Below are 25,110 nucleotides of genomic sequence, written 5' to 3'. Positions count from 1 at the left end.
GTTCGACTTTCGCTACGTTCGCTAGAGGTCAGAAGGCGGACCAGTCGTCGCCGGCCACCGCGAGAGCGGGGTTCCGGCGGGTCGACTGACCGGCAATGCGGCGGCCTTCGTCGGCCGCGCGCTGTTGAAGCTGATGGACGCGGTTCCCGGCCGGCACCGCCTTGAGCGCCGGCGGCGCGCGACGGTCGGTGCGGAAGCGCACCATCTGCTCGACCAGTTCGCTCGCGTTGGCGGACAGGTTGCGGGCGGCGGCGGTCGCTTGCTCGACCATCGCGGCATTCTGCTGGGTGACGCCGTCCATCTCACCGACGGCGGTGTTGACCTGCTGCAAGGCCGTCGCCTGCTGCTCGGCGGCGGTGGCGATCTGCGCGACCAGCGCGCTGATCTCGCCGAACCGGCCGATCAGCCGCTGCAACGCCTCACCGGTCGCGCTGACCAGCGCGACGCCGGCATCGACCTGGATCGACGAGGCGGTGATCCGCGTCTTGACGTCCTTGGCCGCCTCGGCCGACCGCTGCGCCAGGGCGCGCACTTCGGACGCAACGACCGCGAAGCCACGGCCGGCATCGCCGGCACGTGCCGCCTCGACGCCGGCGTTGAGCGCGAGCAGATTGGTCTGGAAGGCGATGCCGTCGATCACCGAGATGATCTCCGAAATCTCGTCCGAGGCGCGCTCGATCCCGCCCATCGCGTCGACGGCGCGGGCGACGACCTGGCCCGATTCCTCGGCCTCGCCGCGGGCGGCCCCGACGACGCCATTGGCGCGATCGGCGCGGGCGGCGGTGTCGCGGACGGTCGCGGTGATCTCCTGCATCGCCGCCGCCGTCTCTTCTAGGCTCGCCGCCTGCTGCTCGGTGCGCTGCGACAGATCGTCGGAGGCCTGGAGGATGTCGCCTGATCCGGTGTCGATGCTCGCCGCGGCGTGGTTGACCGCGGACACCGCCGCCATCATCGCGTCCATCGCGGCGTTGAAATCGTCGCGCAGCGCGACGAAGTCGGCCGGGAAGTCGCTGGTGATGCGGAAGGTCAGATTGCCCTGCGCGAGCTGTCCCAGCCCCTCGGCAAGCGCCGCCGCCATCGCGCGCTGCGCGCCCGCGGTATTGGCCTCTTCCATGTTGCGACGGAAGATCGCCATTGCCTGCGTCATCCGGCCGACGCAATCCTTGTTGTCGGTATGCTCGATCGGCGATTGCAGGTCGCCCGCGGCGAGCGCCTCCATGCGCAGCACCGTCTGGACATAGGGGCGGCACATGATGCCGCCCGCGAACAGCGTCGTCGCGCACATGATCACCACGGTCAGCGCGGCGACGACGGCGTCGAACGCCAGGCTGGTGTGGATCACGCCGGTGCACGATCCCGCGGTGAGCCCGACCGCAATCGCGCCGAGCAGCGCCTGGAAGGCGGCGAGAACGCGGAATTTAACGCGGATCGGCGCCCGCTTCTCGAACCAGCTCAACATCGGCAACGTCTCCATCGACGACCGGCGGAAACGGTCCGCTCGGTCCATGGCGACGGGAGTTGGCAGGCACCACTTAACGCGACGTTGAGCACCCATTTTGGGTGTAATCGGCCGGATGTCGCGCGCGATCGCGTCTGGCGTGCGGCGGTCACGGGCGCCGGCGCGGCGACCCGCGCCACGCCGGATCGAGGAGCGGCGGCGCTGGTCGTGATGATGATGACGATGAAACTGCACGCTACCCCCCTTCCGCTTCTTACTTCCTAGACAGACCGGCCGCTGCCGCGCGTGATCGCCTTAGAATTCGGACCAATCGTCCGATGCGACGGCGACCGCGGTGCTCGCCCCGCCGCTGCCGCTGCGGCGTGCGGAGCGGGCGATCCGGCGCCCTGCGTCGGCGGCGCGATCCTGCAACTGGTGCACGACCGGCACGGCGCGCAGGAGCGGCTCATTGCCCCCGGCGGACAGCTTGAAGCGCGCGACCTGACGGGCCAGCTCATCGGCCTCGGCGGACAGGCTGCGGGCGGCGGCGGTCGCTTCCTCGACCATCGCGGCATTCTGCTGGGTGACGCCGTCCATTTCGCTGACCGCGGTGTTGACCTGCTGCAGGCCGGTCGCCTGTTGCTCGGCGGCGGAGGCGATCTGCCCGACGAGCGTGCTGATCTCGCCGATCCGGCCGATGATCCGGTCGAGCGCCTTGCCGGTCTCGCTGACCAGCTCGACGCCGGCATCGACCTGCTCCGACGAGGCGGTGATGCGCGTCTTGACGTCCTTGGCCGCTTCGGCCGAGCGCTGGGCGAGCGCCCGCACTTCGGAGGCGACGACCGCGAAGCCGCGGCCCGCGTCGCCGGCCCGCGCCGCTTCGACGCCGGCGTTGAGCGCCAGCAGATTGGTCTGGAAGGCGATGCCGTCGATCACCGAGATGATGTCCGAAATCTCGTTCGAGGCGCGCTCGATCCCGCCCATTGCGTCGACGGCGCGGCGGACGACCTGGCCCGACTGTTCGGCCTCGACGCGCGCTTCCTCGACGACGCTGTTGGCGCGCACCGCACCCGCGGCGGTCTGGCGGACGGTCGAGGTGATCTCGTCCATCGCCGCGGCCGTCTCTTCCAGGCTCGCGGCCTGCTGTTCGGTGCGCTGCGACAGGTCGTCGGACGCCTGGCGGATATCGATCGCGCCGTTGTTGATGCCGCTGGTCGCTTCGGTCACGGCACGCATCGTCTCGGCGACCGCGTCCAGCGCGCGATTATAGTCGGCGCGCAGGCGCTCGTAATCGGCCGGGAAGCTCTGCTCGATACGATAGCTGAGGTCGCTCGACGCCAGCCGCGTCAGGCCTTCGCCCAGCGCGCCGACGACGATCTGCTGTGCCGCGGCGGCGGCCTGGACCGTTTCCGCATTCTCCCTGAAGACGCTGACCGCGCGCGACATCCGGCCGATGCAGTCGCGATGGTCACCATAAGCGATCGGGGTCTTGAGATCGCCCGCCGCCAGGCCTTCCATCCGCACGACCGAGGCGACATAGGGATCGCTGATCACCTTGCCGCTGAACAGCACGGCGAGCAGCGTCACGACGAACAGCACCGCGGCGACGGCGACATAGATCCTCGCCTCGACCGGCGTCGCCTCGGCAGCGAGATAGGTGGTGACGACGCCGGCAGCGGAGATCGCGCCATGGAGGGCGAGCAGCACCTTGAACTTGGTACGGATAGGCGCATGATTAGCGAACCAGGTCAACATCTTCAGGTCCTTCGATGAGGGGCGGGCCAATCCCGCGAAGCGATGGTCGGCCTCTTCATCGATCCGAATCAGCCTCTAAAGTTCAAATTGGACTGAAATTCTAAAGACCTCGTTAAATACGGGTAATGTCCTCAGACCTGTTGCAATTATAGAACGACTCTGACGGCTTTTTGCGGCTGGAAGGGCCGATCCGGCCCGTGTCACCCTCCCGTCCCGTAAACGTCGCGAAAGCGTCACCAATCCCCGCCACCAGCCGCGTTTCGACCGATGCCAGCATCGGCTATCGCATGCGCGGCATTGGCGGCGCGCTGGAAGGGCTGACGATCGAGGGCAGCGTCACCAACCTCACCGACAAGCGCTATATCTCGACGATCGGCACCAACGGCTATGTCGCCAGCGGTGACAACCAGACGCTGCTCGCGGGCGCGCCGCGTCAGTGGTTCGTGACGTTGCGCCGCGGTTTCTGACCCGTCCTCGCGCCTATGGCGGGCCGAGCAGGCGGCGATATTCCTGCTCGGCATGCCCATAGGTGTCGCCCGCCAGCCGCATCAGCGTGGCACGGTCGCGCACCACGACGCGGCCGCGAAAGGCGCGGATCGCCTGTTCCTCCTCCAACCGGTGCAGCGCGTCGGTGACGCTGCTGCGCCGCACGCCGAGCATCAGCCGGAATTCCTCGTGCGTCATGCAGATGTCGTCCTCGCGGACGCGGTCGTGATACAGCAGGATCCAGCGCGCCATCCGCCGCTCGATCGGATGCGCCAGTGACGACACGATCGTCCGCCCCATCTGCACCATCAATGTCTGCACGAAGCGGAGCAGCACGCTGCGCAGCGCCGCGCTCTCCTCGACGGCGGCGAGCAGGACGTCCGCCGGGAGGCGCAGCGCCTCGCCATGTTCGGCGCGCATGGTCACGTCATAGGGCGAACGGTCGTCGCCGAGCAGCAACGGCCAACCGATGAATCCCTCCGCGCCGACCAGCGCGACCGCATAGCGGCGATCGCCCTCCAGCGCGTCGAGGATACCGGCGATCCCCTCGTCGAGGAAACAGACGCTGCCGATCCGCTCGCCGGCACGCGCGATATCGTCCCACACCGCAAACGAGGTGCGCTCGACATGCGGCGCCAACAACGCCCAGTCCTCGTCCGACAGCTGCATCAGCAAGCGGTTGCTGGTGCCGCGATCCTGCGCCTTGATCCGATTCACCGCCGTCGCCATTCGCCGTCCGCATTCCCGCGCTGCCGGCGCCCCTTGGTCCGGTTCCGTACAGCAACATAGATTGGTCCGGGTTGTTCCTAAGCCGTACCAACAGGAGGGATCATGACCGTCAGCCGTATGCCCGGGCGCGCCGCGTCCGCACTTGTCGTCGCATTGCTCGCATCGACGATCGCCGGGGCGCAATCCGCCCCCTCGCCGACCGCGCCGCCGCCGCCGGCACCGGCGGCCACCGCGGTGCAGCCGCCCAGGGCGGCGCCCGACATGCAGGCGGTGCTCGACGCGCTTGCCGGGCTCGGTGGCAAGCCGATCGAGACGCTGACGCCGGCCGAGGCGCGCATGCAGCCCTCCGCGGCCGATGGCGCCAAGGCGGCGATGGCCCGGCGCGGCCTGCCGACCACGCCCGATGCCGCGGTGACGACGCAGGACAAGCCCTATGGCGCCGATCCCAAGCAGTTCGCGCGCATCTACAAGCCCGCCAACGCTCCGACGGGCGGCGCCGCGCTGCCGGTGATCGTCTATTATCACGGCGGCGGCTGGGTGATCGCCGACGTCGATACCTATGATGCGGCACCGCGCGCGATGGCCAAGGCGCTCGACGCGATCGTCGTCTCGGTCGAATATCGCCACGCGCCCGAATTCAAATTCCCGGCGCAGCACGACGATGCCGCCGCCGCCTATCGCTGGACGCTGCAGAATGCGGCGAGCTGGGGCGGCGATCCCGCCAAGGTGGCGCTCGCCGGGGAGAGTGCGGGCGGCAATCTTGCCGTCGCCACCGCCATCTATGCGCGCGACAACCGCCTGACCGCCCCGCTGCACATCGTGTCGGTCTATCCGATCGCCAACAGCAGCAAGACGCTGCCGTCGCGCCGCGACTCGGCCAACGCCAAGCCGCTGAATGCCGCGATGCTCGACTGGTTCGGCTATTACTACCAGAGCCGCGCCGCCGATGCGCAGGACCCGCGGCTCAACCTGGTCGCCGCCGACCTGCGCGGCCTGCCGCCGACGACGATCATCAACGCGCAGATCGATCCGCTGCGCTCGGACGGCGAGACGCTCGCCGTCGCGATGCGCAAGGCCGGCGATCGGGTCGAGCAGCGCACCTTCCCCGGCGTCACGCACGAATTCTTCGGCATGGCGCAGATCGTCCGCGGCGCCAAGGACGCCAACGCCCTTGCCGTCGCCCGGCTGAAGGCGGCGTTCGCGGCGGCGCCCGCCAAGCGCTGATCGCTGTCGCGGGGCGGAATCGTCCGCCCCGCGTTTACCTGCCCGAACAGGAGACCTTCGATGACCGACGCCCCCATCCGCTACCGCCCCGAGCTCGAGGACGTGCAGCCCGACGAGGCCGAGACGATCACCGCGCTCTGCACCACCTTCGACACGATCCTGGAGCGCACCGCCGAGGATTATGGTCACGCCGTCCGCTCGGTCCACGCCAAGGCGCACGGCCTGCTCGAAGGCGAGCTCACCGTCGATGCCGATCTGCCGCCGGACCTCGCCCAGGGCCTGTTCGCCCGTGCCGGCACGCACAAGGTGCTGCTGCGCCTGTCGACCAACGCGGGCGACATCCTGCCCGACGCGATCAGCCTGCCGCGCGGGCTTGCGATGAAGGTGTTCGACGTCGACGGCGCCCGCCTGCCGGGCGCGGAGGGCAGCGCGCAGGATTTCGTGATGGTCAACGGCACCGTCTTCCAGGCCAAGACCGCCGACAAATTCCTCGGCAACCTCAAGCTGCTCGCCAAGACGACCGACCGGCTGGAGGGCACCAAGAAGGTGCTGTCGACCGTGTTGCAGGGCGTGCGCGCGACGCTGGAGACGGTCGGGGTCGAGAGCGCGGCGATCAATTCGCTCGGTGGCGCCCCCAATGTCGAGCCCCTCGGCGAGACCTATTACAGCGTCACGCCGTTCCGCTACGGCGACTATGTCGCCAAGTTCAGCCTCAAGCCGATCGCACCGGCGATGACCGCGCTGACCGGCCAGACGATCGACGTCGACGGCCGCGATGACGCCATCCGCGAGGAGGTGCGTCGCGAGATGCGCGACATCGATGCCGCTTGGGAGTTCCGGGTGCAATTGTGCCGCGACCTCGACCGCCAGCCGATCGAGGACCCGACGGTGGAATGGGACGAGGACGAGGCACCGTTCCAGCGGGTCGGCATCGTCCGCGCCGCGCCGCAGGATAGCTGGTCGGCGGAGCATGTCCGCGCGATCAACGAGGAAAGCCGGTTCAGCGTCTGGACGGGGATCGAGGCGCATCGCCCGCTCGGCAACATCAACCGCGCGCGCAACGCACCGTATCGCCACTCCGCCGACTTCCGCGCGCGGGTGAATGGCTGCCCGTATCACGAGCCGATGCGGGCGTAACGGCGCCCATCGTGCTGGGCGGGGTCGAACTTTAGCCTGATTCCTGCCCCGCTCGGGGAGGGCTATCGCTTTTGACTGCAATGATGAGGTTCGATCGGCTTCCTCCTCTTACCCGTCACCCCGGACTCGTTCCGGGGTCCACCGGGCGGCAAGGAAACGGTGTTGCATCAAGCCGATCTCCTCGCCGCAGAGTGGACCCCGGAACGAGTCCGGGGTGACGGGGTGGGATTGGAGGGCGGCGGACCCGAGCGAGCGTCCATGTGCGATAGCCCTGCTCTGGCGGAGAGGAGTTTTTTCGGCGCTTGGGTGTCGATCCCGCCTATGACCGACATCCGTCGCCCCCCCTTCAGCGAGCGGAGACGCGGTCAGCGGCTGACGAACCGTTGCTGGGCCGCCGAATAGCGTTCGCCGTGGATCTCGATCCCGGCCAGTGCCGCTGCGATCCGCGCCAGATCGTCACCGCTGAGCGACACGTCGACCGCGCCGAGATTTTCCTCCAGCCGGTGCAGCTTGGTCGTGCCGGGGATCGGCACGATCCAGGGCCGCTGCGCCAGCAGCCAGGTGAGCGCGATCTGCGCCGGCGTCGCCGCCTTCTCCGCCGCCAACGTCGCGACCAGATCGACCAGCGCCTGATTGGCCTGCCGCGCCTCCGCTGAAAAGCGCGGGACGTTGCTGCGGAAGTCGTTGGCGTCGAACGTCGTCTTGGCATCGATCGTGCCGGTCAGGAAGCCACGGCCGAGCGGCGCGAACGGCACGAAACCGATGCCGAGCTCCTCCAGCAACGGCAGGATGTCGGCCTCGGGCTCGCGCCACCACAGCGAATATTCGCTCTGCAACGCCGTCACCGGCTGCACCGCATGCGCGCGGCGGATCGAGTCGGCACCCGCCTCCGACAGGCCGAAATGGCGCACCTTGCCGGCCTCGATCAACGCTCGCACCGTGCCTGCGACATCCTCGATCGGCACGTTGGGATCGACCCGGTGCTGGTAGAGCAGGTCGATATGGTCGGTCCGCAGCCGCCGCAGCGCCGCGTCGGTGACGGCGCGGATAGTCTCCGGCCGGCTGTCGAGCCCGTCGGCCACCACCCCGTTGGTGAAGCCGAACTTGGTCGCGATCACCACGTCGTCGCGCACCGGCGCAAGCGCCTCGCCGAGCAGCTCTTCGTTGGCGCCCTGGGCATAAGCCTCTGCGGTGTCGAAGAAGGTGACGCCGCGCTCGTGCGCGCCACGCAGCAGCCGGATCGCCTCGCCGCGCTCGGTCGCCGGCCCATAGGCATAGCTCAGCCCCATGCACCCCAGCCCCAACGCCGACACTTCAAGACCGCTGCGGCCCAGTATTCGCGTCCGCATCATTCGTCCTCCGGTTGGTTCGCGCACCAGATAGGCCGTCGCATCTCCCCCGATTAGACAGGGTCGATCGCTTGGGCCTATGAACCCCGGTCATGAATTCGCAGCTGCACCGCGAGGATCTCGCCAGCCTGACGCTGTTCCTCGCCGTCGCGGAGGAGCGCAGCTTCACCCGTGCCGCGGTCCGGCTCGGCGTGTCGCAATCGGCGCTCAGCCATGCGATGCGGCGGCTGGAGGCGAAGCTCGGCCTGCGCCTGCTCACCCGCACCACGCGCAGCGTCGCGCCCACCGAAGCAGGCGAGCGGCTGCTCGACGCGCTCCGCCCCGCGCTCGCCGCGATCGACGATCGCATTGCGGCGCTCACCGACCTGCGCGAGCGGCCCGCCGGGACGGTGCGGATCACCACGTCCGAACATCCCGCGCGCACGCTGTTGTGGCCGGCGATCGAACGGCTCACCGCAACCTATCCCGACATCTGCGTCGAGCTCGACATCGAGCGCGGGCTGACCGACATCGTGGCCGAACGCTATGACGCGGGCGTCCGCCTCGGCGAACGGCTGGAACAGGATATGGTCGCGGTCCGCATCGGGCCGCGGTTGCGCATGGCGACGGTGGCGACGCCCGGATATCTTGCGAGTCGCGGCACGCCGCTGACCCCGCACGATCTCGCCGGCCATGCCTGCGTCAACATGCGGATGGCGAACGGGAGCCTCTATGCCTGGGAATATGAGAAGGATGGCCGCGCCCTCAACGTCAAGGTCGCCGGCCAGATCGTGCTCAACGACGTGTCGATGATCCTCACCGCCGCCTGCGCCGGCTGCGGCATCGCGCATGTGGTGGAAGACCGAGTCGCCCCCCTCGTCGCCGACGGATCGCTCGTCCGCCTGCTGGCGGATTGGTGTGCGCCGTTCGATGGTTACTACCTCTATTATCCCTCGCGGCGGCAACCCTCGGTCGCATTCGCGCTGTTGCTGGAGGCGCTCCGGTATCGCGATTGAGCCGCGCAGCGCCGCGGGCATCCGCCACGGCCTGCCATAGGAGCCCGAAACATAGCCGCATCGGACCTTTCTCTCGACGTATGTCCCGACAGCGCCGGCATGCGCGATGAAGCCAGCTAAAATCCTACTGATCCAGATGAATTCGGCCATTCGCCTGCCGCCGGATCGCTGATCCGATTTCAAGAAGTTCTGCAAATTGAATGCGTTGCCAATCGTAACGCTTCCGAACCGACTTGGGTCCATTTTTAACACATATTTATGAAATCTGTCATATGTGGACCCAATACCGAACTTCTGGAGTTGGCCATGTCTCTCGCCAAGAAAAACACCATCTCGTCTCCAGCCGAGACGAACATCCGCGCCGGCTCCATGAACAGCAGCAGCGTTCGCCTGACCGCCGATGCCGAGAAGCGGCGCGCGAGAACGTTTGCCCGCCAGCAGAAAGGGTCGGAACGACTGGCTTCCGCAATCGCGGAACTGTCCAGCGGCATCGCGGAAGCGTCTGCGGCGTCGGAGGAGTTGCGCAAAGCAGCCGAGCAGATCAGTGTCGGCGCCGAACAGGCCGCCGCCGCCGCGCAGCAGACGATGAAGTCGATGACGCTCGCCGCCGAACTGCTGCGCAACATGAAGGTGCGCGCCGACGGGTCGATGGACCTGACGCAGTCGCTCTCCGACCTGGTCGCGACGACGAGCAGCGACGTCGCCAATTCGCTCGGTGCGATCGTTCGCGCGTCCGAGCGCCAGGACGCGTCGGTCAAGCTGGTCGAGGAACTCGATCGCCAGGCGAGCGCGATCGGCGAGGTCGTCAAGGCCGTCGCGCGCATCGCCGACCAGACCAACCTGCTCGCGCTCAACGCCGCGATCGAGGCGGCGCGCGCGGGCCAGCACGGCAAGGGCTTTGCGGTCGTCGCCGACGAGGTGCGCACTCTCGCCGAAACCAGCGAAAAGTCCGCCCGCGACATCCAGGATCTCATCGTCCAGGTGCAGGAAGACGTGAAGCAGGTCGCCGAGGGCATCGAGAAGTCGGCCAATTCCGCGCGTGAAGAGGCGGAGAAGGGCACGGTGGTCACCGCCGGTCTCGACCGGATCCGCACGGAAATGGCGGAGATCATGAAGGGCTGCTCGACCATCGCCACCGGCGCCGAAGATGCGGTGCTCGCCGCCAACGAAGCGCTGAAGGGCGCCGAGGTCATCGCCGCCGCCGCCGAGGAACAGGCCGCCGCCTGCCAGGAATCGAGCAACACGATCGAACAGCAGACCGGCGCGCTCGAACAGAGCGAGCAGGCCGCGCAGGAACTCGGCCAGCTTGCCGAGGAGCTGAAGAACAGCACCAACATCAGCAAGAGCGCCGAGGAAGTCGCCTCGGCCGCCGAAGAGCTGTCGAGCGCAATCGAGGAGATCAACCGCGCCTCGGCGCAGGTGTCGACCGCGCTCGAACAGATCAACCGCGGCTCGCAACAGTCCGCCGCCGCCACCCAGCAGTCGTCGACCGCGATCGCGCAGATCGAGCAGAACGCGCAATCGGCCGCCGCCGCTGCCGCTGCGGGTGCCGAGAAGGGCGACGAGATCGCCAGGCTGCTCGACGACAACAAGACGCTGGTCGGCGCGATGATGCAGGGCGTGGCGGAGTCGGTCGCCGCCGGCCGCCACAGCCGCGACCAGATCAGCGCGCTCGAACAGGTCAGCCGCCGCATCGACAAGATCATCGACGCGATCACCACCGTGTCGATCCAGACCAACATGCTCGCGGTCAGCGGCTCGGTCGAGGCGGCGCGCGCAGGTGAATTCGGCAAGGGCTTCGCGGTCGTGTCGACCGACATCCGCAACCTCGCCCGCGACTCGGCGGAGAATGCCGAGCGGATCAAGGACACCGTCAAGGGCATCCAGGACACGATCGGCATCGTCCGCACCGACCTTCAGGACATCGCCGACACCGCGGCGAGCGAGGTCGAGAAGAGCCGCGTCATCTCGGCCGGGCTCGAACGGATCGCCACCGACGTCAGCGAAGTCGTCCGCAGCAGCGGCGAAATCTCGACCGCCGCGGCCGAGGTCGCGCGCGCACTCGGCGAGACGCAGATCGCGATCGAACAGATCGCCACCGCCGCGCAACAGGCGGTGCGCACGTCGAACGAGGCAAGCAACGCCGCCCGCGAACAGGCGCGCGGCGCCGAACAGCTCGCCGCCGCGATCGAAGAGATCGCCTCGCTGGCCGACGAACTGCAGGCCGCCTGATCCCCGACCGACACGAAAGGACGGGCGCATGACCGAAACGACGACGATCACGGCGGAGGACGTTACCTCCGCCGTCCCCATGGCCGCACCTCACGAACGCGGCGACCTCTGCCAGTTCGTGATCTTCCACAGCGCCGGCGAGATGTTCGCCGTGCCGCTGGCGCAGGTGAAGGAGATCATCCGCGTTCCCGACGTGGTGCGCATGCCGCTCAGCCCGCCGGCGCTGATGGGCCTTGCCAATCTGCGCGGCACGGTGCTGCCCGTGCTCGACCTGCGCAATCTGTTCGGCCTGCCGCCGGTGCTGACAGACGACGCCAGCCGCGTCGTCGTGCTCGATCACGGCCACCCCGTCGGCCTGATGGTCGACCGCGTCGCCAATGTCGTCACGGTCGAGCGCGAGCGGCTGGAGCCGGTGACGCAGGTCCAGGCGACGATCGACACGGAATTGCTGACCGGCATGATCAAGGAAGAGGACGGCCGCAGCATCGTCATGGTGCTCGACGTGTCCAAATCGATCGGCCGCACCTTCGCGGCGCAGGACGCGGCGCTGCGGTTCGCCGATGTCTCCGGCCCGACCGCGGTCACGCTCGACCAGGATGCCGCCGACGCTGCCGCCGACGAGGATCAGCTGGTGAGCTTCGAGGTGGACGGTCAGGAATATGCCTTCCCGATCGGCGAGGTGCAGGAGATCGTCCAGCTGCCGGCCGCGATCACCCAGGTGCCCGGCACCCCCGGCCACGTGCTCGGCGTCACCACGCTGCGCAACCGCCTGCTGCCGCTGGTGTCGCTGCGCACCATGTTCGGCATGCCGGTCGAGGCGTTCACCGATGCCAACAAGGTCGTCGTCGTCTCGCTGCCCGGCGAGCAGGATGGCGAAACGCTGTCGGTCGGCGTCGTGATGGACAAGGTGAAGGCGGTGCTGCGCGTCGAGCGCGCGCTGGTCGAGCCGGTACCCGCCGCGCTCCAGTCGCGCGACGGTCATAGCGACATCCGCGCGATCTGCCGCCTCGACGATGGCCGTCGGCTGGTGTCGGTGCTGTCGGCCGACGCGATGTTCGACGTCGATGAATTGCGCGCGCTGCGTGCGGCGCAGGGGACAGCCGGCGCCGCGCAGGACGGCGCTGCCGAAGGAGCATCCACGATGAGCGATACCGCGCCTGAAGACGCGCAATATGTGATCTTCCGCCTGATGGGCGAGGAATATGGCGTGCCGGTGGAGGCGGTGCAGGAGATCGTGCGCGTCCCCGACCAGCTCACCCATGTTCCCGGCACGCCCGATTTCGTCGAGGGCGTCATCAACCTGCGCGGCACGGTGCTTCCGGTCATCGACCAGCGCCGCCGCTTCGGCCTGGAGGAGGCGACGCGGTCGGATCGTCAGCGGATCATGGTATTCACCATCCACGGCCAGCACGTCGGCTTCATCGTCGACAGCGTCTCGGAAGTCGGCCGCATCCCCGATGCGACGATCTCGCCCGCGCCCGATCTGTCCGGCGCGCGCGCCAAGGTCGTCCGCGGCGTCGCCAATCTCACCGCCCAGAACCGGATGATCCAGCTGCTCGACGTCGATTGCCTGATCGAGCCGGCGACCGACGTCCTGCCACCCCTGCCCCAGTCGGCGATCGCCGCTTGAGCCTGCCATGACCCGAGTTCTCGTCGTCGACGATTCCGCCCTGATGCGGCGTCACCTGTCGCAGCTTCTCCAACAGCAACCCGGCTTCGACGTACGCACCGCGCGCAACGGCGTCGAGGCGCTCGAGATCGTCGACGCATTCGATCCGCAGGTGGTGACGCTCGACGTCAACATGCCCGAAATGGACGGCATCACCTGTCTGTCGCGGATCATGGTGGGCAGCCCGCGCGCCGTTATCATGGTGTCGTCGATCACCGAGGCGGGGGCGGAGACCACGTTGCAGGCGCTGAGCCTCGGCGCGATCGACTTCGTGCAGAAGCCGGGCGGCACCATCTCGCTGTCGCTCGACGAGATCGCCGCGCAGCTCGTCGCCAAGGTGAAGATGGCGGCCGGCGCGCGGGTGCGCGGACGCGCCGGGGTCGCCAAGCCGGCGCCCCGCCCCGCCCCGCCGCCGCCCGAGCGGATGATGAAGGACGGCACAATCGAGCCGGGCCTCGTCATCCTCGGCGTGTCGACCGGCGGTCCGTCGACGCTCGAAACGATCCTGCCCGCGCTGCCCGCCGACCTGCCGTGGCCGGTTCTCGTCGCGCAACATATGCCGAGCAGCTTCACCGGCGTCTTCGCCCGGCGGCTCGACGCGCTGTGCGCGATCCGGGTGCAGGAGGTGCGCGCGCCGGCGCCGTTGCTCGGCGGCAACGTCTATATCGCGCGCGGCGATGCCGACATGGTCGTCGCCCGGCGCGGCGGCGTGCTCAGCGCCATGTCGGTGCCCGCCAGCGAACAGCATAGCTGGCATCCCAGCGTCACCCGGCTGGTCGAGAGCGCGGCCGAACACGTCCCCGCCGACCGGCTGATCGGCGTCCAGCTGACCGGCATGGGCGATGACGGTGCGGAGGCGATGGCGCGCTGGCACCGCCGCGGCATGCGCACGATCGCGCAGGATGCCGAAAGCTGTGCGGTGTTCGGCATGCCCAACGAACTCATCCGGCGCGCCGGGGCGAACCTCGTCCTCGCGAGTGACGCCATCGCCGGACAGATCGCCAAATGGCTCACCCCAGGCCGGCGCGCCACCGCGTCATAACGAACAGGAACCGCTTGTGCCGCTGGTCAAGGCCCCCATCGACAATGTCGCAGAACCGTCCGACGAAACGGCGGGCTCGCTCGCCTATCTGGTCGAGCAGCTCGCCGCACCGAGCGGCGCGGATCGCCGCGCCGCCGTGCGCGGCCTGGAGACTCGCGACGACGGCGTCGCGCCGCTCTGCGCCCGCCTGGCGCAGGAAACCGCGCCGAGCGTGCGCGAAGCGATCATGGCGGCGCTGATCCGCCGCCGCTCGCCCGCCGTGGTGACGGCGCTGCTGCCGTTGCTGCGCAGCGAAGGCGCGCCGCAACGCAACGCCGCGATCGAGGCTCTGGCCGCGATGCCGGAGGAGGTCGCCCCGCATATCGAACAGCTGCTGCACGATCCCGACAGCGACGTGCGCATCTTCACCGCCAACCTGCTCAGCGTCCTGCCGCATCCGCGCGCCGCCGCCTGGCTGCTCGACGCGCTCGCCGACACGCACGTCAACGTCTGCGCCGCGGCGATCGACGGGCTGGCGGAGGTCGGCGACGAAGCCGCGGTGCCGGCGCTGCTCGCCCTGCCCGCGCGCTTCCCCGGCGACAGCTTCATCGCCTTCGCCGTGCAGGTCGCGGTACAGAGGATCGGCCAATGCTGAGCACGCCGAAACCGGCCGCCGCCGCGCCGCCGGCGGGTGTGCCGAGCATCTCGCCCCAGGATTACGCCAAGTTCTGCGAGTTCTTCTACCGCAAGACCGGCATGATGTTCAGCGACACCAAAGCCTATTTCGTCGAACGCCGCCTGCAGGACCGTATCCTCGCGACCGGCCATACGACGTTCCGCGAATATTTCACATTGGTGCGCTTCGAGACCTCGGGCATCGAGATGCAGCATCTCGTCAACGCGATGACGGTCAACGAGACCTATTTCTATCGCGAGGACTATCAGTTCGACGCGCTGGTGCAGCATGTCCTGCCGGACATCGCCAGGCATCGTGCGCCGGGCAAGCCGATCCGCATCTGGTCGCTGCCCTGCTCGACCGGCGAAGAGCCCTATTCGATCGCGATGCAGATCCTCGAACACTGGCCGCAGGCGGATACCTACGACATCCAGATCCTGGCGTCGGATATCGACAGCCGGGTGATCGCCGATGCCAAGGCCGGCATCTACAGCGACCGCGCCGTCCATCGCCTGTCCGCGCAACTGAAGGGCAAATATTTCACGCCGCACGCCGACGGGTTCCGGATCTGTGCCGCGCTGCGCCAGTCGATCGACTTCACCGTCGTCAACGTTTCGGATGCGATGGCGATGCGCCGATACCGCGACATCGACGTCGTCTTCTGCCGCAACATGCTGATCTACTTCGACGACGCGTCGCGTCGGCAGGCCGTCGAGACGCTCTACGACAGCATGCGGCCGGGCGGCGTCATCTGCCTGGGCCATTCGGAAAGCATGAGCCGCATGTCCTCCATGTTCGAGCCGCGCCGCTACGGCAGCACCATCCTGTACCAGAGGCCCGCCGACCATGACTAAGCCCGCCAACGGCAAGCGCATCCTGATCGTCGATGACGGCATGACCACGCGCCTCTATTATCGCTCGGTGTTCGAATCCGCCGGCTTCGCGGTGGACGAGGCGGCGAACGGTCTCGAGGGGCTCGAACGCGCGCTGCTCGACGCGTTCGACCTGATGATCGTCGACGTCAACATGCCGAAAATGGACGGCTATGCGATGATCGCGCGGCTGCGCGCCGACAGCACGATGCAGGCCGTGCCGATCGTCACGATCAGCACCGAGGCGGCGGGCTGCGACGCCGATCGCGCCTATGAGGCCGGTGCCGATCTGTATCTGGTCAAGCCCGCCACGCCCGCGATCCTGATCGAGACCGCCCGGCTGCTCACCGGAGTGGCCGCATGAACGACGCGTTGATGGCGCGCTTCATCCAGGAGGCGCGAGAGCTGCTGCAGGCCGCCGCGGCGGGTCTGCTCGTGCTCGAACGCAATCCCGCGGACGGCGCCGCAATCAACGAGGTGTTCCGCGCGGTCCACACGCTGAAGGGATCGTCGGGCCTGTTCGATGTGCCCGCGCTCACCCGGCTGGTCCACGCCGGCGAAGACCTGTTGTCGGCGGTTCGGATCGGCGAGTTCGCCTTGCAGTCCGATATCGTCGACCAGTTGCTCGACAGCTTCGACCAGGTCGGCATCTTCATCGAACAGCTGGAGAATGACGGCCGCCTTGCAGCCGATGCCGATCGCGTCGCCGCGCATGGCGCCGCCCTGTTGCGCGCGCATCTCGGCGAGGGCACGGTTGCGGTCGCCGCGCCCGATGCCGCGCTGGCGGTGGCGCCCGACGACTGGCTCGGCGAGGTGGATGCCGCGGCGCTCGCCGCCGCCCGCGCCCGCGCCGCCGATGGCAACTCCGTTCTCGTCGTCCGCTACGAGCCCGACGCCGGCTGCTTCTATAGCGGCACCGACCCCGTCGCCTCGATCCAGGAACTGCCCGACATCTTTGGCTTGGCGATCGTGCCGCGCGAGCCATGGGTCGCTGGCGCCGATTTCGACCCCTATCATTGCAACCTGCGGCTGACCGCCCTGACCGGTGCAACGCGCGAGACCATCGAACAGACGATGGCCTATGAACTCGACCAGATCGAGATCCGCGCGCTCGCCGCCGCGAGCGATCAGGCACCGCCGGTCGCCGCCGCGCCCGCGCCGCACGCGGTCGAAACCGCCACGGAGGCGCTGCCGCCGGTCGCGCACGTGCTGGCGACGCAGTCGCGGATCCTCCGCCGCACCGGCTATGATCCCGCGCGGCTGCCATCGACCGCAACCATCGTCACCAATGTGCTGCACAGCCTGGGCCGTGGCGCGCTGGTCGCGGATTGGCAGGCGGCGCTTGCCCAGGCGCATCGCACCACCGACGTGGCGCCGCTGCTCGCGTTCCTCGCCACGCTCGACGCGCCTGCCGCCGCCACACCGTCCCCCGTGGCGGAGGCGGTGGAAGTGGAGGTGCCGCTGCCGGTCGACGTGCGGCTCCCCGCCGCCCCGAACGGCGCGGCGAGCGATGCCGCGCGCGCCGCCGCGCGCACGCTCAAGGTCGACCAGGGCAAGATCGACCTGCTGATGACGCTGATCGGCGAGCTGGTCGTGTCGAAGAACGCCCTCCCCTTCCTCGCCAAGCGCGCCGAGGAAATCCACGGCTCGCGCGACATGGCGCGCGAGATCAAGGAACAATATGCGATCATCGACCGGCTGACGCAGGAGATGCAGGGCGCGATCATGCAGGTCCGCATGCTGCCCGTCGCCGAGATCTTCGACCGGTTCCCGCGGCTGATCCGCGACATCGCGCGCCGGCTCGACAAGCAGGTCGACCTCGCGATCGAGGGCGAGGACACCGCCGCCGACAAGACGATCATCGAGGCGCTCGGCGATCCCCTGCTCCACATCGTCCGCAACTCGCTCGACCATGGCATCGAACGGCCGCAGGCCCGTATCGCGGCGGGCAAGCCGGCGGCGGCGACCGTCCGCCTGCGCGCCTTCCAGGACACTGACAGCGTCGTCATCGAGGTGAGCGACGACGGCCGCGGCATCGATCCCGCCGCGATCCGCGACGCCGCGGTCGCGAAAGCCGTCGTCACCCGCGAGGAGGCCGACCGGCTGAGCGATCAGGAGGCGGTCAACCTCATCTACCGGCCCGGCTTCTCGACCGCGGCGGAAGTGTCGGACCTGTCGGGCCGCGGCGTCGGCATGGATGTCGTGCTCAGCACGGTCCAGAAGCTCGGCGGCCGCGTCGCGGTCACCTCGCAGCTCGGCCTTGGCACCACCACGCGGCTCACCATGCCGCTCAGCATGGCGGTGACGAGGGTGATGGTCGTCGACATCGGCGACAGCCTGTACGGCATCCCGATGGACGTCGTCGTCCAGACCGTCCGCCTCGCCCCCGACGCGATCCGCCGGATCAAGCAGGAGGAGGTGTTCGTGCTGCGCGACGAGGTCGTGCCGCTGGTCCGCATGGCGCACAGGCTCGACGTCGCCGCCGCCAACCGCCGCAGCGCCGACGACCGCGGCGAGGCGGTGCTGGTCTGCCGCTTCGACAACCGCACCGTCGGGCTGGTGATCGACGATTTCCGCGAGGGGATGGACGTCATCCTCAAGCCGATGGACGGCATTCTCGCCGGCGTGCCGGGCTATTGCGGCACCACCCTGCTCGGCGACGGCCGCGTCCTGCTGATCCTCGATCTCAAGGAGATGCTGTGATGCCGATCCGCTATACGAAGACGCAGGCGCATTTCGAGGGCCGCTGCGCGGTCGAGGAAGCGCTCGAACTCGTCGCCTTCCTCACCACCCATCCCAGGGCGAAGGTGGTCCTGACCAGATGCACCGGCATGCACGGCGCGTTGGTGCAGGTGCTGCTCGCCTTCCGCCCCGCGACGCAGGGCACCACGGATGCGCCGGACATGGTGCGGCTGTTGCCGCTGCTGACCGCCGCGCCGCCGGCACCCGCCTCCCCCCACCAATTTGCCACGGAGCAAGAATGTCCATCCTGATTGTCGACGATTCCCCCTCGATGCTGATGAGCATCGGCATGACCCTCGCCACCACCACCCTGACCGTCCACAAGGCGGAAAGCGGCGAAGCGGCCCTCGCGCTGCTGCAGGGCGGCCTCAAGCCGACGATGATGATCACCGATCTCAACATGGGCGCGATGAGCGGGATCGATCTGGTCCGCGAGGCGCGCAAGCTGCCCGGCTATGGCTTCATGCCGATCGTCCTGCTCACCACCGAATCGAGCCAGGACATGCGCAACCTCGCCAAGTCGGCCGGCGCGACCGGCTGGCTGACCAAGCCGGTCGAGAGCGAGGCGTTGCTGCGCATCGTCCGCAAACTGGTCCCCGCCGCCTGATCCGGTCGTGACCGCGCATCTCCGGTTCCGAGGACGTTCGATGATCCTTTCTCCCGTCGCGCTTTCGTCCTTGCCGTCGCCGGACCCGGCGCTGGCGACCCAACTCGCCACGCTCGCGGCAGGGCTCGACGACCGCTTCCTCGCCGCCGGGGCGACGCTCGCCCATGCGGTCGATGCCATCCAGCGCGTCATCACCGCGCTCGACGGCGTCACGCTGGCGATCGACGACGATACCGCCGCCGCCGCCGTGGGCGATTTCAAGGCGATCGCGCAGCGGCTGACCGCGCTGCCCGTCACCCAGGCGCGCCGCGACGCGGACCTTGCCGGCATCGACCGGCAGGCGGACGCGATCCGCGCGCAGGTGCTCGAGATGCGCGCCACGCTGCGCCTGCTCGCCATCTACGGCCCCAACATCAAGATCGCCGCCTCGGGCGAGCCGATCTTCCTCACCTTCGTCGACAATATGCTCGCGCGACTGGCGCAGGGCGAACAGCATCTGACGCAGATCCTGTCGGAATTGTCCAAGCTGACCGAAGGCATGGCGAGCGGCCGGCAATCCGCCAGCCAATTGCTCGCTGAATGCGCCCGGGTGGTGCCGGAGGTGCCCGATCGGCTGGAACGCAACGCTGCCGATCTGGAAGCCTATCTCACCGCGCTGAAGGCGGTCGCCCGCCGGGTCGCCGCGGTCGCGCGCGAGATCGAGGGGCGGATCGCCGTCGCGCTCAACGCGCTGCAGATCGGCGACATCACCCGCCAGCGGCTCGAGCATGTCGTCGCGATGCTGACGATGATCGACGGGCTTGCGCTGGCCGACGCCGCCGACGCGGCGACGGTGGCGGCCCATATCCAGGCACTCGCCGCCGCGCAGACCGAGGCGCTCGCCGGCGACTTCGAACAGGACGCCGCACGCCTCGTCCACGCGCTGGCGTCGCTCGGCGACGAGACGCGCAGCCTGCTCGACGTGATATCCGAGCACGAACGCGGCGGCAGCGGCGGCGTGCTGACCAGCCTCGACCACGACGTGTCCGAGATCAGCGACCTCACGCAGCACCTGCTCGAGGCGGACAGTCGCGCCAATGCGATGGTCGACATGACCACCAGCGCGGTCAGCGCACTCGCCGAACGGTTCGAAGGGCTGCGGCTGATCCGTCGCGATGTGCAGGACATTGCGGTGAACACCCGCCTGCTGTGCGGCCGCTTCGGCATGATGGGCCGCGCGGTCGCCGTGATCGCGGTCGAGGTCGGCGCCTGTGCGGTCCAGCTCGATGACGCGACCAGGCAGATCGGCACGGCGATGACCGCATTGTCCCAGGCGGGCCAGGCGATCGCCGATGCGCAGCGCGACCAGGGCGCGGGATCGGGCGACCGGCTGGCGCACGCGCTCGCCGCGGTCCATGCCGGCTGCGGCCGCAGCGAACGCGGCGTCCGCGACGGCGGCAACGATGCCCGCGCGCTGATCGACGCGCTCGATACCGCGGGCGGCGATCTGTCCGGCCAGCTGGCGGTGGGCTCGGCGATCCGCGCGGCGGGCGAACGGCTGTCGGTGCTGGGCAATCGCGCGCCTGATAAATTGTCCGACGCCGCGGACGCCGCACTCCGCGATCTGCTGCAGCGCATTGCCGCATCCTATACGATGGCGTCGGAGCGCGACGTGCATGCCGGCTTCCTGCTGCCCGGCATGGCGATTGCGGTCGCCGAAGCGATCGACGACGACGGCCTGTTCTGATCGGCTGCCGCGCGCCGCAAGCGTCACGCCGCGCGGCCCAAGGGCGAGCGGCCCAAGGGCAAGCGGCCACGCGTCGCCGGCCGCACGCTGTAATCACAGTCCGGCCGGTCGAGCTGGCCCGCGACCGCCGGTATCGGACAGGCGCGGCCGGGCGGCCGCACTCTGGTTCCAGTGGCGGTATCAGCGGCGGTATTAGCGGCCGATCGCCATCTGGATGAGGCCCATCTGCTTGCGATACAGATCGGTCATCGTCTGGAAGTCGGCCTGAATCTGGCCCATCTTGAGCAACTGGTCCTCGAGCGTGACGTTGTTGCCGTCGGGCTTGGTTTCCGTGACATTCGAATCCGCGATGATCTGGCCGCCGGTGGTCGCCGGCACACCGAGCGCCACCATGCCGGTCGTCGCGCTGACCCGCGGTCGTGCGACATGCGGCACGCCCTTATGGGTCAGAAGCGACGAAAAGTCCGGCGCCTCGACATCCTGCGCGCGGAACGCAGGTGTTTCGCTATTGGCAATGTTCTGCGCCACGACGCGCTGGCGCTCGGCGAGATGCTTCATCGAGCGGGTCAACCCGTCGATCAGCGGGATAGGGTCGGACATGATCCTGTTCCTTCACTCAGCGTCAGAATAAGCTGCTGATATTGGTGTCGCTGCTACCGGCGGTCAGACGGTCGAGCGCCGCTTTGTAGTTGGCGAGTTGCGCCTGTTGATAGGACGTTCCCGCGCCGATCGCGCCGTTGACGCGGGCCGCCTTGCCGTCATCCCAATAGAGCGAGCGATATGCAGATTGGGTTTTTGAGATAGCACTGTTGATCTTGTCCAGTGCCGCCTTGGCCTTGGCGCTAGTCAATAAGTTCAGCGTGGTGGCGTCAAGCGACAGTCCAAAGCTCCCGCCAGGCGTCACCTTCGGATCGGTAGGCTTGCGGGGCGGATCGGAATGCAGGCGCACCGGATCGATGCCCAGCTTGGCGAGCGCATCCCGATCCTTCGGGCCTGCTGTCAGGCTGAGCGTGTGCCCCTGCGCGACGCTGAACGTCAGCTGGTTATATCCATCCGAGTTGCGGGGTGTCGTCAGCGTGACGGCGCTGCTGCCGAGCGCAGTGCGAATCTTGAGGCTCAAGCTGCCCAAGGTTTCGTTGGTGCCGATCCGCACCCTGTATGCGGTACCACCATCCAATTGCACCTTGAAACTGTCGCCTTCGGCAAGCCCGAACTGGGCGGTCAGCGAGGTGGCAATTTCATCATTCCACGCACCGCGACGCAGACCTAGCGCACCAAGCGCATTCGCGCCGCCAGTCGCTGCCGACACCATGACGGGCTCCAACGCCCCCTCATAGCTCCCGAATTGCGAAATGTTGCCGATCTTCCCGCTGGCGGCATCGATACGCGCGACAAACCCGTCGACTGTGCCTTCACGTTTACCATCAAGAATGCCGGTCGTCCGGCCACCCACGAAAATCTGGCTGCCCAGAAAGGCGACGCTGTCGATCTCATCATCACCCGCAGAACCGATGTAGGTCGTCCGTGCGCCGGTCAGATCGCTCCGGATCGTGGTGACGAACCCGTCCTGCTTGTTGTCCGCGGGAAGATTGGCGTTGTCGGGCAGCGCGGTCTGCGTTGCGCCGGCGACGGCGATCGTGCCATCAGCGCCGACAGCGAGGGCGCGTGCATCCGCGCTGCCAAGCTCGACCATCCCGAGATCCGTCGCCAGCTTGTTCGCGTCCATACGCCGCAGGCGGGCGACACCGTTTTCGCGCGTGAGAGCCAACAGATTGCCCGACGCGTCGATTTTCAGCGCGCTCAGCTTGTCGAAGCCGGGGGTGTCGATTTGCCGTTCTTCAACGATTTTTCCGGTGGTATCCAGGTGTGCGACATAGGCGCCGCCGTCACCCGTCCCGGCGACGCGGCCGCCGATATAGATCGAGCCGTCGTTGGCAACGGCGACTGCCGTCGCTTCATCGTCCCCTGACGATGGGATGGAGGTGGCAAATTGCTTTTCACCGCTGGCACTGTACTTGGCCACCAGCATGTCGCGATCGTAGCCGGCATTGCCAGCGAGAGGGCCGGTCACCGATCCGGCGATGATCACGTCTCCGTTGGGCGCGACACTGATTGCCTTGCCCTCGGCCGTGCCTGTTACCCCCAGCCCGTGCTGCCAGACGATCTTCCCTTCGCTGTCGACCTTGGTCAGGAAGAGATCCTTGTTTCCCTTCGACCGATAGGTGCCCAAATCGCCGCTCGTCGCGCCAACGACATAGGTGAAGCCGTCTGCGGCCGTCGTTGATGCCTGCGGCTGCAAGTTCGCCAAGACGGTCGGCAGCGCAGACTTGGTGTCCGAGCCGTCGGTATGGGTCCTTTTCGCATCATCTGTCGTTTTGGCCTTGGCTGTGGCCTGAGCATCGGCACTCGCCGTACGATCGGTCGCAGCGATCGAACCGATCATCTCCCGCTTCAACGCATCGTTGACATCGGTGCAGCGGTTGATGTCCGCCGCGCCCGGCTTCCCCCCGACCGCCTTGCCGCTGACTACCATCAACGCATCCCCGGCGTTTGCCTGTTGCAACGACACCGTCGCACCCGCGTCCGACTTCATCGTCAGGCCATATTTCCCGTCGATCATGGCGACCGCGAACGTGACCTTATAGGCATAGCCGCTCGCCGGCGCGGCGACTGCCTCATTGAACGCCTTGGTGACTTGCTCCAGCGATGGCGGCTGCGAAGCGAGTTTGGACAGGTCGACGGTCACCGTATCGTGGTGACCTGCGTCGTCGAGCTGGATGGTGAAAACCTCCTTGCCGGTGAGCGTCGTCATCGGTGCGGTGAAGTCGTCGACGACGCCCGCGCCTTTGCCGACTGTCCTGTCCTGCGTCGGGAGGGTCATGGCGCCTTTGACACGGCTCTGCATGGGGCCGAAGACGAGCGTCAGTGCGTTGCTCGGCGCCGCGGCCATAAACGTCTGCAGATCGGACATCCCCTTGCTGAACGCCTTCTGCAGGGATTTGCGTTCCGAGTCCGGCAGACCGGGCTGCTGTGCTGCCTGCGCCAAGGACTTCAGCCGGGTTAGCGCGCGATAGGTGATGAAGCTTGTCTCCACATCACCGATCCCCTTCGACTCCTGGTTGTTCGGGGGATCGATGATGGACCGCATTGACCGAACGGCTGATGCCGCAGCGGTGACCGCGGACAGGGCGGTCGACTCTTTCGCTGCCTGCTTCCACGGCGCCTTGGTCGGCGGCGTCTTGAACGCCTTGCGCGCGGTGCGGACGGCGGCCGTCTCGTTAGTGTAGTTCACGCCCGTCAAACCGTAAGAAGGATTTGCCATTTTCACGTTCCCTAACGAAGCAGGTGCGCATTCTTCCTATAAGATAGACGCAAACGCGCGCTCGCCGACATGAACGGCTGAATTTCGAGGTACGCATGAACATGATGGCGCCGGTCGTCGAACCTGTCGAACTCAAGAAATACTCGGGGCTGCAACGGGCTGGTGCCCTGATGCTAGCCTTGGGCAAGACCCATGGTGCGCCGATCTGGGAGCAGCTGACGCTCGAGGAAATCACCGAATTGTCCTCGTGCATCTCGCAATTGGGCCGGGTGCCGGTGGCGGTCGTCGAGCATCTGCTCGTCCAGTTCTCGGGCGAGGTCACCGGCATGACCTCGCTGCATGGCTCTTATGATACCACCGAACGCCTGCTCTCGGGCATCCTGCCCGACGACCGGGTGCGCGAGATCATGGAAGGCATCCGGGGTCCGTCCGGCCGGACGATGTGGGACAAGCTGTCCAACGTCAGCGAGAGCCTGCTCGCCGCCTTCCTGAAGAACGAATATCCGCAGACGGTCGCGGTCATCGTGCAGAAGCTGCGGCCCGACCACGCCGCACGCGTGCTCGCCGAGCTGCCGCAGGAGATGGCGGCGGACGTCATCCTGCGGATGCTGCGCATGGACACGGTGCAGAAGGACGTAATCCAGGAGGTGGAGCAGACGCTCCGCAGCGAGTTCATGTCCAACCTCGCGCGGGCGAACCGCACCGATCCGCACGAGACGATAGCGGAAATCTTCAACGCGCTCGATCGCACGTCGGAAGAGCAGATGATGGCGGCGCTCGACGAACGCGTACCAGAATCCGCCGAGCGCATCCGCAGCCTGATGTTCACCTTCGAGGACCTCGGCAAGCTGCTGCCCCCGGCGGTGCAGACGCTGGTGCGCAACGCCAACAAGCGCGAACTCACGCTGGCGTTGAAGGGCGCGTCGGAAGACATCCGGCAGCTGTTCCTGTCGAGCATGACCGAGCGCGCCGCCAAGCTGGTGCGCAGCGACATTGCGTCGATGGGCCCGGTCCGGGCGCGCGATTGCGACGAGGCGCAGGCCAATCTGGTACGTCTGGCCAAGACGCTCAGCGACCGCGGCGAGATCATGCTCTTCGATTCGAAGAGCGACGATGCGATGATCTACTGA

General features: G+C 67.8%; 20 protein-coding genes and 1 pseudogene. 15 read left to right on the top strand and 6 right to left on the bottom strand.

What is annotated here, in order from left to right; all coding sequences use genetic code 11:
* Positions 1-28: 28 nt before the first annotated feature.
* Complete coding sequence (locus HD841_RS19255; protein ID WP_257015823.1) at positions 29-1,459, bottom strand: methyl-accepting chemotaxis protein; 1,431 nt, start codon at positions 1,457-1,459, stop codon at positions 29-31.
* A 294-nt stretch (positions 1,460-1,753) separates the two neighbouring features.
* Positions 1,754-3,193, bottom strand: coding sequence for a methyl-accepting chemotaxis protein (locus HD841_RS19250; RefSeq protein ID WP_179510521.1), 1,440 nt, complete (start codon positions 3,191-3,193; stop codon positions 1,754-1,756).
* A gap of 254 nt (positions 3,194-3,447) precedes the next feature.
* Between HD841_RS19250 and HD841_RS19245 the strand changes: the two are divergent.
* Positions 3,448-3,660, top strand: a pseudogene (locus tag HD841_RS19245) (hypothetical protein); the annotation flags it as partial.
* A gap of 13 nt (positions 3,661-3,673) precedes the next feature.
* Here HD841_RS19245 and HD841_RS19240 read toward each other — a convergent pair.
* Complete coding sequence (locus HD841_RS19240) at positions 3,674-4,408, bottom strand: Crp/Fnr family transcriptional regulator (RefSeq protein WP_179510520.1); 735 nt, start codon at positions 4,406-4,408, stop codon at positions 3,674-3,676.
* A 102-nt stretch (positions 4,409-4,510) separates the two neighbouring features.
* Here HD841_RS19240 and HD841_RS19235 point away from each other — a divergent pair, with 102 nt between their 5' ends.
* Together HD841_RS19235 and HD841_RS19230 are read left to right on the top strand one after the other, a co-directional pair.
* Positions 4,511-5,632 carry an alpha/beta hydrolase gene (locus HD841_RS19235; RefSeq protein ID WP_257015821.1) on the top strand — a complete coding sequence of 374 codons (1,122 nt, stop codon included), beginning with the start codon at positions 4,511-4,513 and terminating at the stop codon, positions 5,630-5,632.
* A gap of 60 nt (positions 5,633-5,692) precedes the next feature.
* Positions 5,693-6,769, top strand: a complete 1,077-nt coding sequence (locus HD841_RS19230) for a catalase family protein (RefSeq protein WP_179510519.1) — start codon at positions 5,693-5,695, stop codon at positions 6,767-6,769.
* 365 nt (positions 6,770-7,134) lie between these two features.
* On the opposite strand, the gene HD841_RS19225 is transcribed toward HD841_RS19230, so the two are convergent.
* Positions 7,135-8,118: an aldo/keto reductase gene (locus HD841_RS19225; protein ID WP_179510518.1), complete on the bottom strand. Its 984-nt coding sequence runs from the start codon at positions 8,116-8,118 to the stop codon at positions 7,135-7,137.
* Between the two features lie 104 nt (positions 8,119-8,222).
* Here HD841_RS19225 and HD841_RS19220 point away from each other — a divergent pair, with 104 nt between their 5' ends.
* The 11 genes from HD841_RS19220 (at position 8,223) to HD841_RS19170 (ending at position 20,658) form a co-directional block, all read left to right on the top strand.
* On the top strand, positions 8,223-9,113 hold the full coding sequence (locus HD841_RS19220; RefSeq protein WP_306455809.1) for a LysR family transcriptional regulator: 891 nt from the start codon (positions 8,223-8,225) through the stop codon (positions 9,111-9,113).
* A gap of 306 nt (positions 9,114-9,419) precedes the next feature.
* Positions 9,420-11,345, top strand: a complete 1,926-nt coding sequence (locus HD841_RS19215) for a methyl-accepting chemotaxis protein (protein WP_179510516.1) — start codon at positions 9,420-9,422, stop codon at positions 11,343-11,345.
* 28 nt (positions 11,346-11,373) lie between these two features.
* Entirely contained in the window at positions 11,374-12,975 is a 1,602-nt protein-coding gene (locus HD841_RS19210; protein WP_179510515.1) for a chemotaxis protein CheW, read from the top strand.
* A gap of 7 nt (positions 12,976-12,982) precedes the next feature.
* Positions 12,983-14,056, top strand: a complete 1,074-nt coding sequence (gene cheB, locus HD841_RS19205) for a chemotaxis-specific protein-glutamate methyltransferase CheB (RefSeq protein WP_179510514.1) — start codon at positions 12,983-12,985, stop codon at positions 14,054-14,056.
* A 16-nt stretch (positions 14,057-14,072) separates the two neighbouring features.
* Positions 14,073-14,690, top strand: a complete 618-nt coding sequence (locus HD841_RS19200) for a HEAT repeat domain-containing protein (protein WP_179510513.1) — start codon at positions 14,073-14,075, stop codon at positions 14,688-14,690.
* Positions 14,684-15,565, top strand: a complete 882-nt coding sequence (locus HD841_RS19195; protein ID WP_179510512.1) for a CheR family methyltransferase — start codon at positions 14,684-14,686, stop codon at positions 15,563-15,565. The genes HD841_RS19200 and HD841_RS19195 overlap by 7 nt, the downstream gene beginning before the upstream one ends.
* Positions 15,558-15,947 (top strand): response regulator, encoded by a 390-nt coding sequence (locus HD841_RS19190; RefSeq protein ID WP_179510511.1) that lies wholly within the window; start codon positions 15,558-15,560, stop codon positions 15,945-15,947. The genes HD841_RS19195 and HD841_RS19190 overlap by 8 nt, the downstream gene beginning before the upstream one ends.
* Positions 15,944-18,286 carry a chemotaxis protein CheW gene (locus tag HD841_RS19185; protein ID WP_179510510.1) on the top strand — a complete coding sequence of 781 codons (2,343 nt, stop codon included), beginning with the start codon at positions 15,944-15,946 and terminating at the stop codon, positions 18,284-18,286. Before HD841_RS19190 ends, HD841_RS19185 begins: the two co-directional genes overlap by 4 nt.
* Positions 18,286-18,576 carry a hypothetical protein gene (locus HD841_RS19180; protein WP_179510509.1) on the top strand — a complete coding sequence of 97 codons (291 nt, stop codon included), beginning with the start codon at positions 18,286-18,288 and terminating at the stop codon, positions 18,574-18,576. The genes HD841_RS19185 and HD841_RS19180 overlap by 1 nt, the downstream gene beginning before the upstream one ends.
* Positions 18,564-18,932, top strand: coding sequence for a response regulator (locus tag HD841_RS19175; RefSeq protein ID WP_179510508.1), 369 nt, complete (start codon positions 18,564-18,566; stop codon positions 18,930-18,932). Before HD841_RS19180 ends, HD841_RS19175 begins: the two co-directional genes overlap by 13 nt.
* Before the next feature lie 40 nt (positions 18,933-18,972).
* Complete coding sequence (locus HD841_RS19170; RefSeq protein ID WP_179510507.1) at positions 18,973-20,658, top strand: hypothetical protein; 1,686 nt, start codon at positions 18,973-18,975, stop codon at positions 20,656-20,658.
* Between the two features lie 192 nt (positions 20,659-20,850).
* Here HD841_RS19170 and HD841_RS19165 read toward each other — a convergent pair whose 3' ends face one another.
* Together HD841_RS19165 and HD841_RS19160 are read right to left on the bottom strand one after the other, a co-directional pair.
* Positions 20,851-21,258: a flagellar biosynthesis protein FlgB gene (locus tag HD841_RS19165; RefSeq protein WP_179510506.1), complete on the bottom strand. Its 408-nt coding sequence runs from the start codon at positions 21,256-21,258 to the stop codon at positions 20,851-20,853.
* A gap of 22 nt (positions 21,259-21,280) precedes the next feature.
* Complete coding sequence (locus HD841_RS19160; protein WP_179510505.1) at positions 21,281-23,980, bottom strand: hypothetical protein; 2,700 nt, start codon at positions 23,978-23,980, stop codon at positions 21,281-21,283.
* Between the two features lie 95 nt (positions 23,981-24,075).
* Between HD841_RS19160 and HD841_RS19155 the strand changes: the two genes are divergently transcribed.
* Positions 24,076-25,110 (top strand): flagellar motor switch protein FliG, encoded by a 1,035-nt coding sequence (locus tag HD841_RS19155; protein WP_179510504.1) that lies wholly within the window; start codon positions 24,076-24,078, stop codon positions 25,108-25,110.

It is taken from the genome of Sphingomonas melonis (assembly GCF_013409985.1).
Lineage (GTDB): Bacteria > Pseudomonadota > Alphaproteobacteria > Sphingomonadales > Sphingomonadaceae > Sphingomonas > Sphingomonas melonis_A.
Note: the sequence above shows the minus strand (reverse complement) of the source record. Positions and strands in the feature narration are given on the sequence as shown.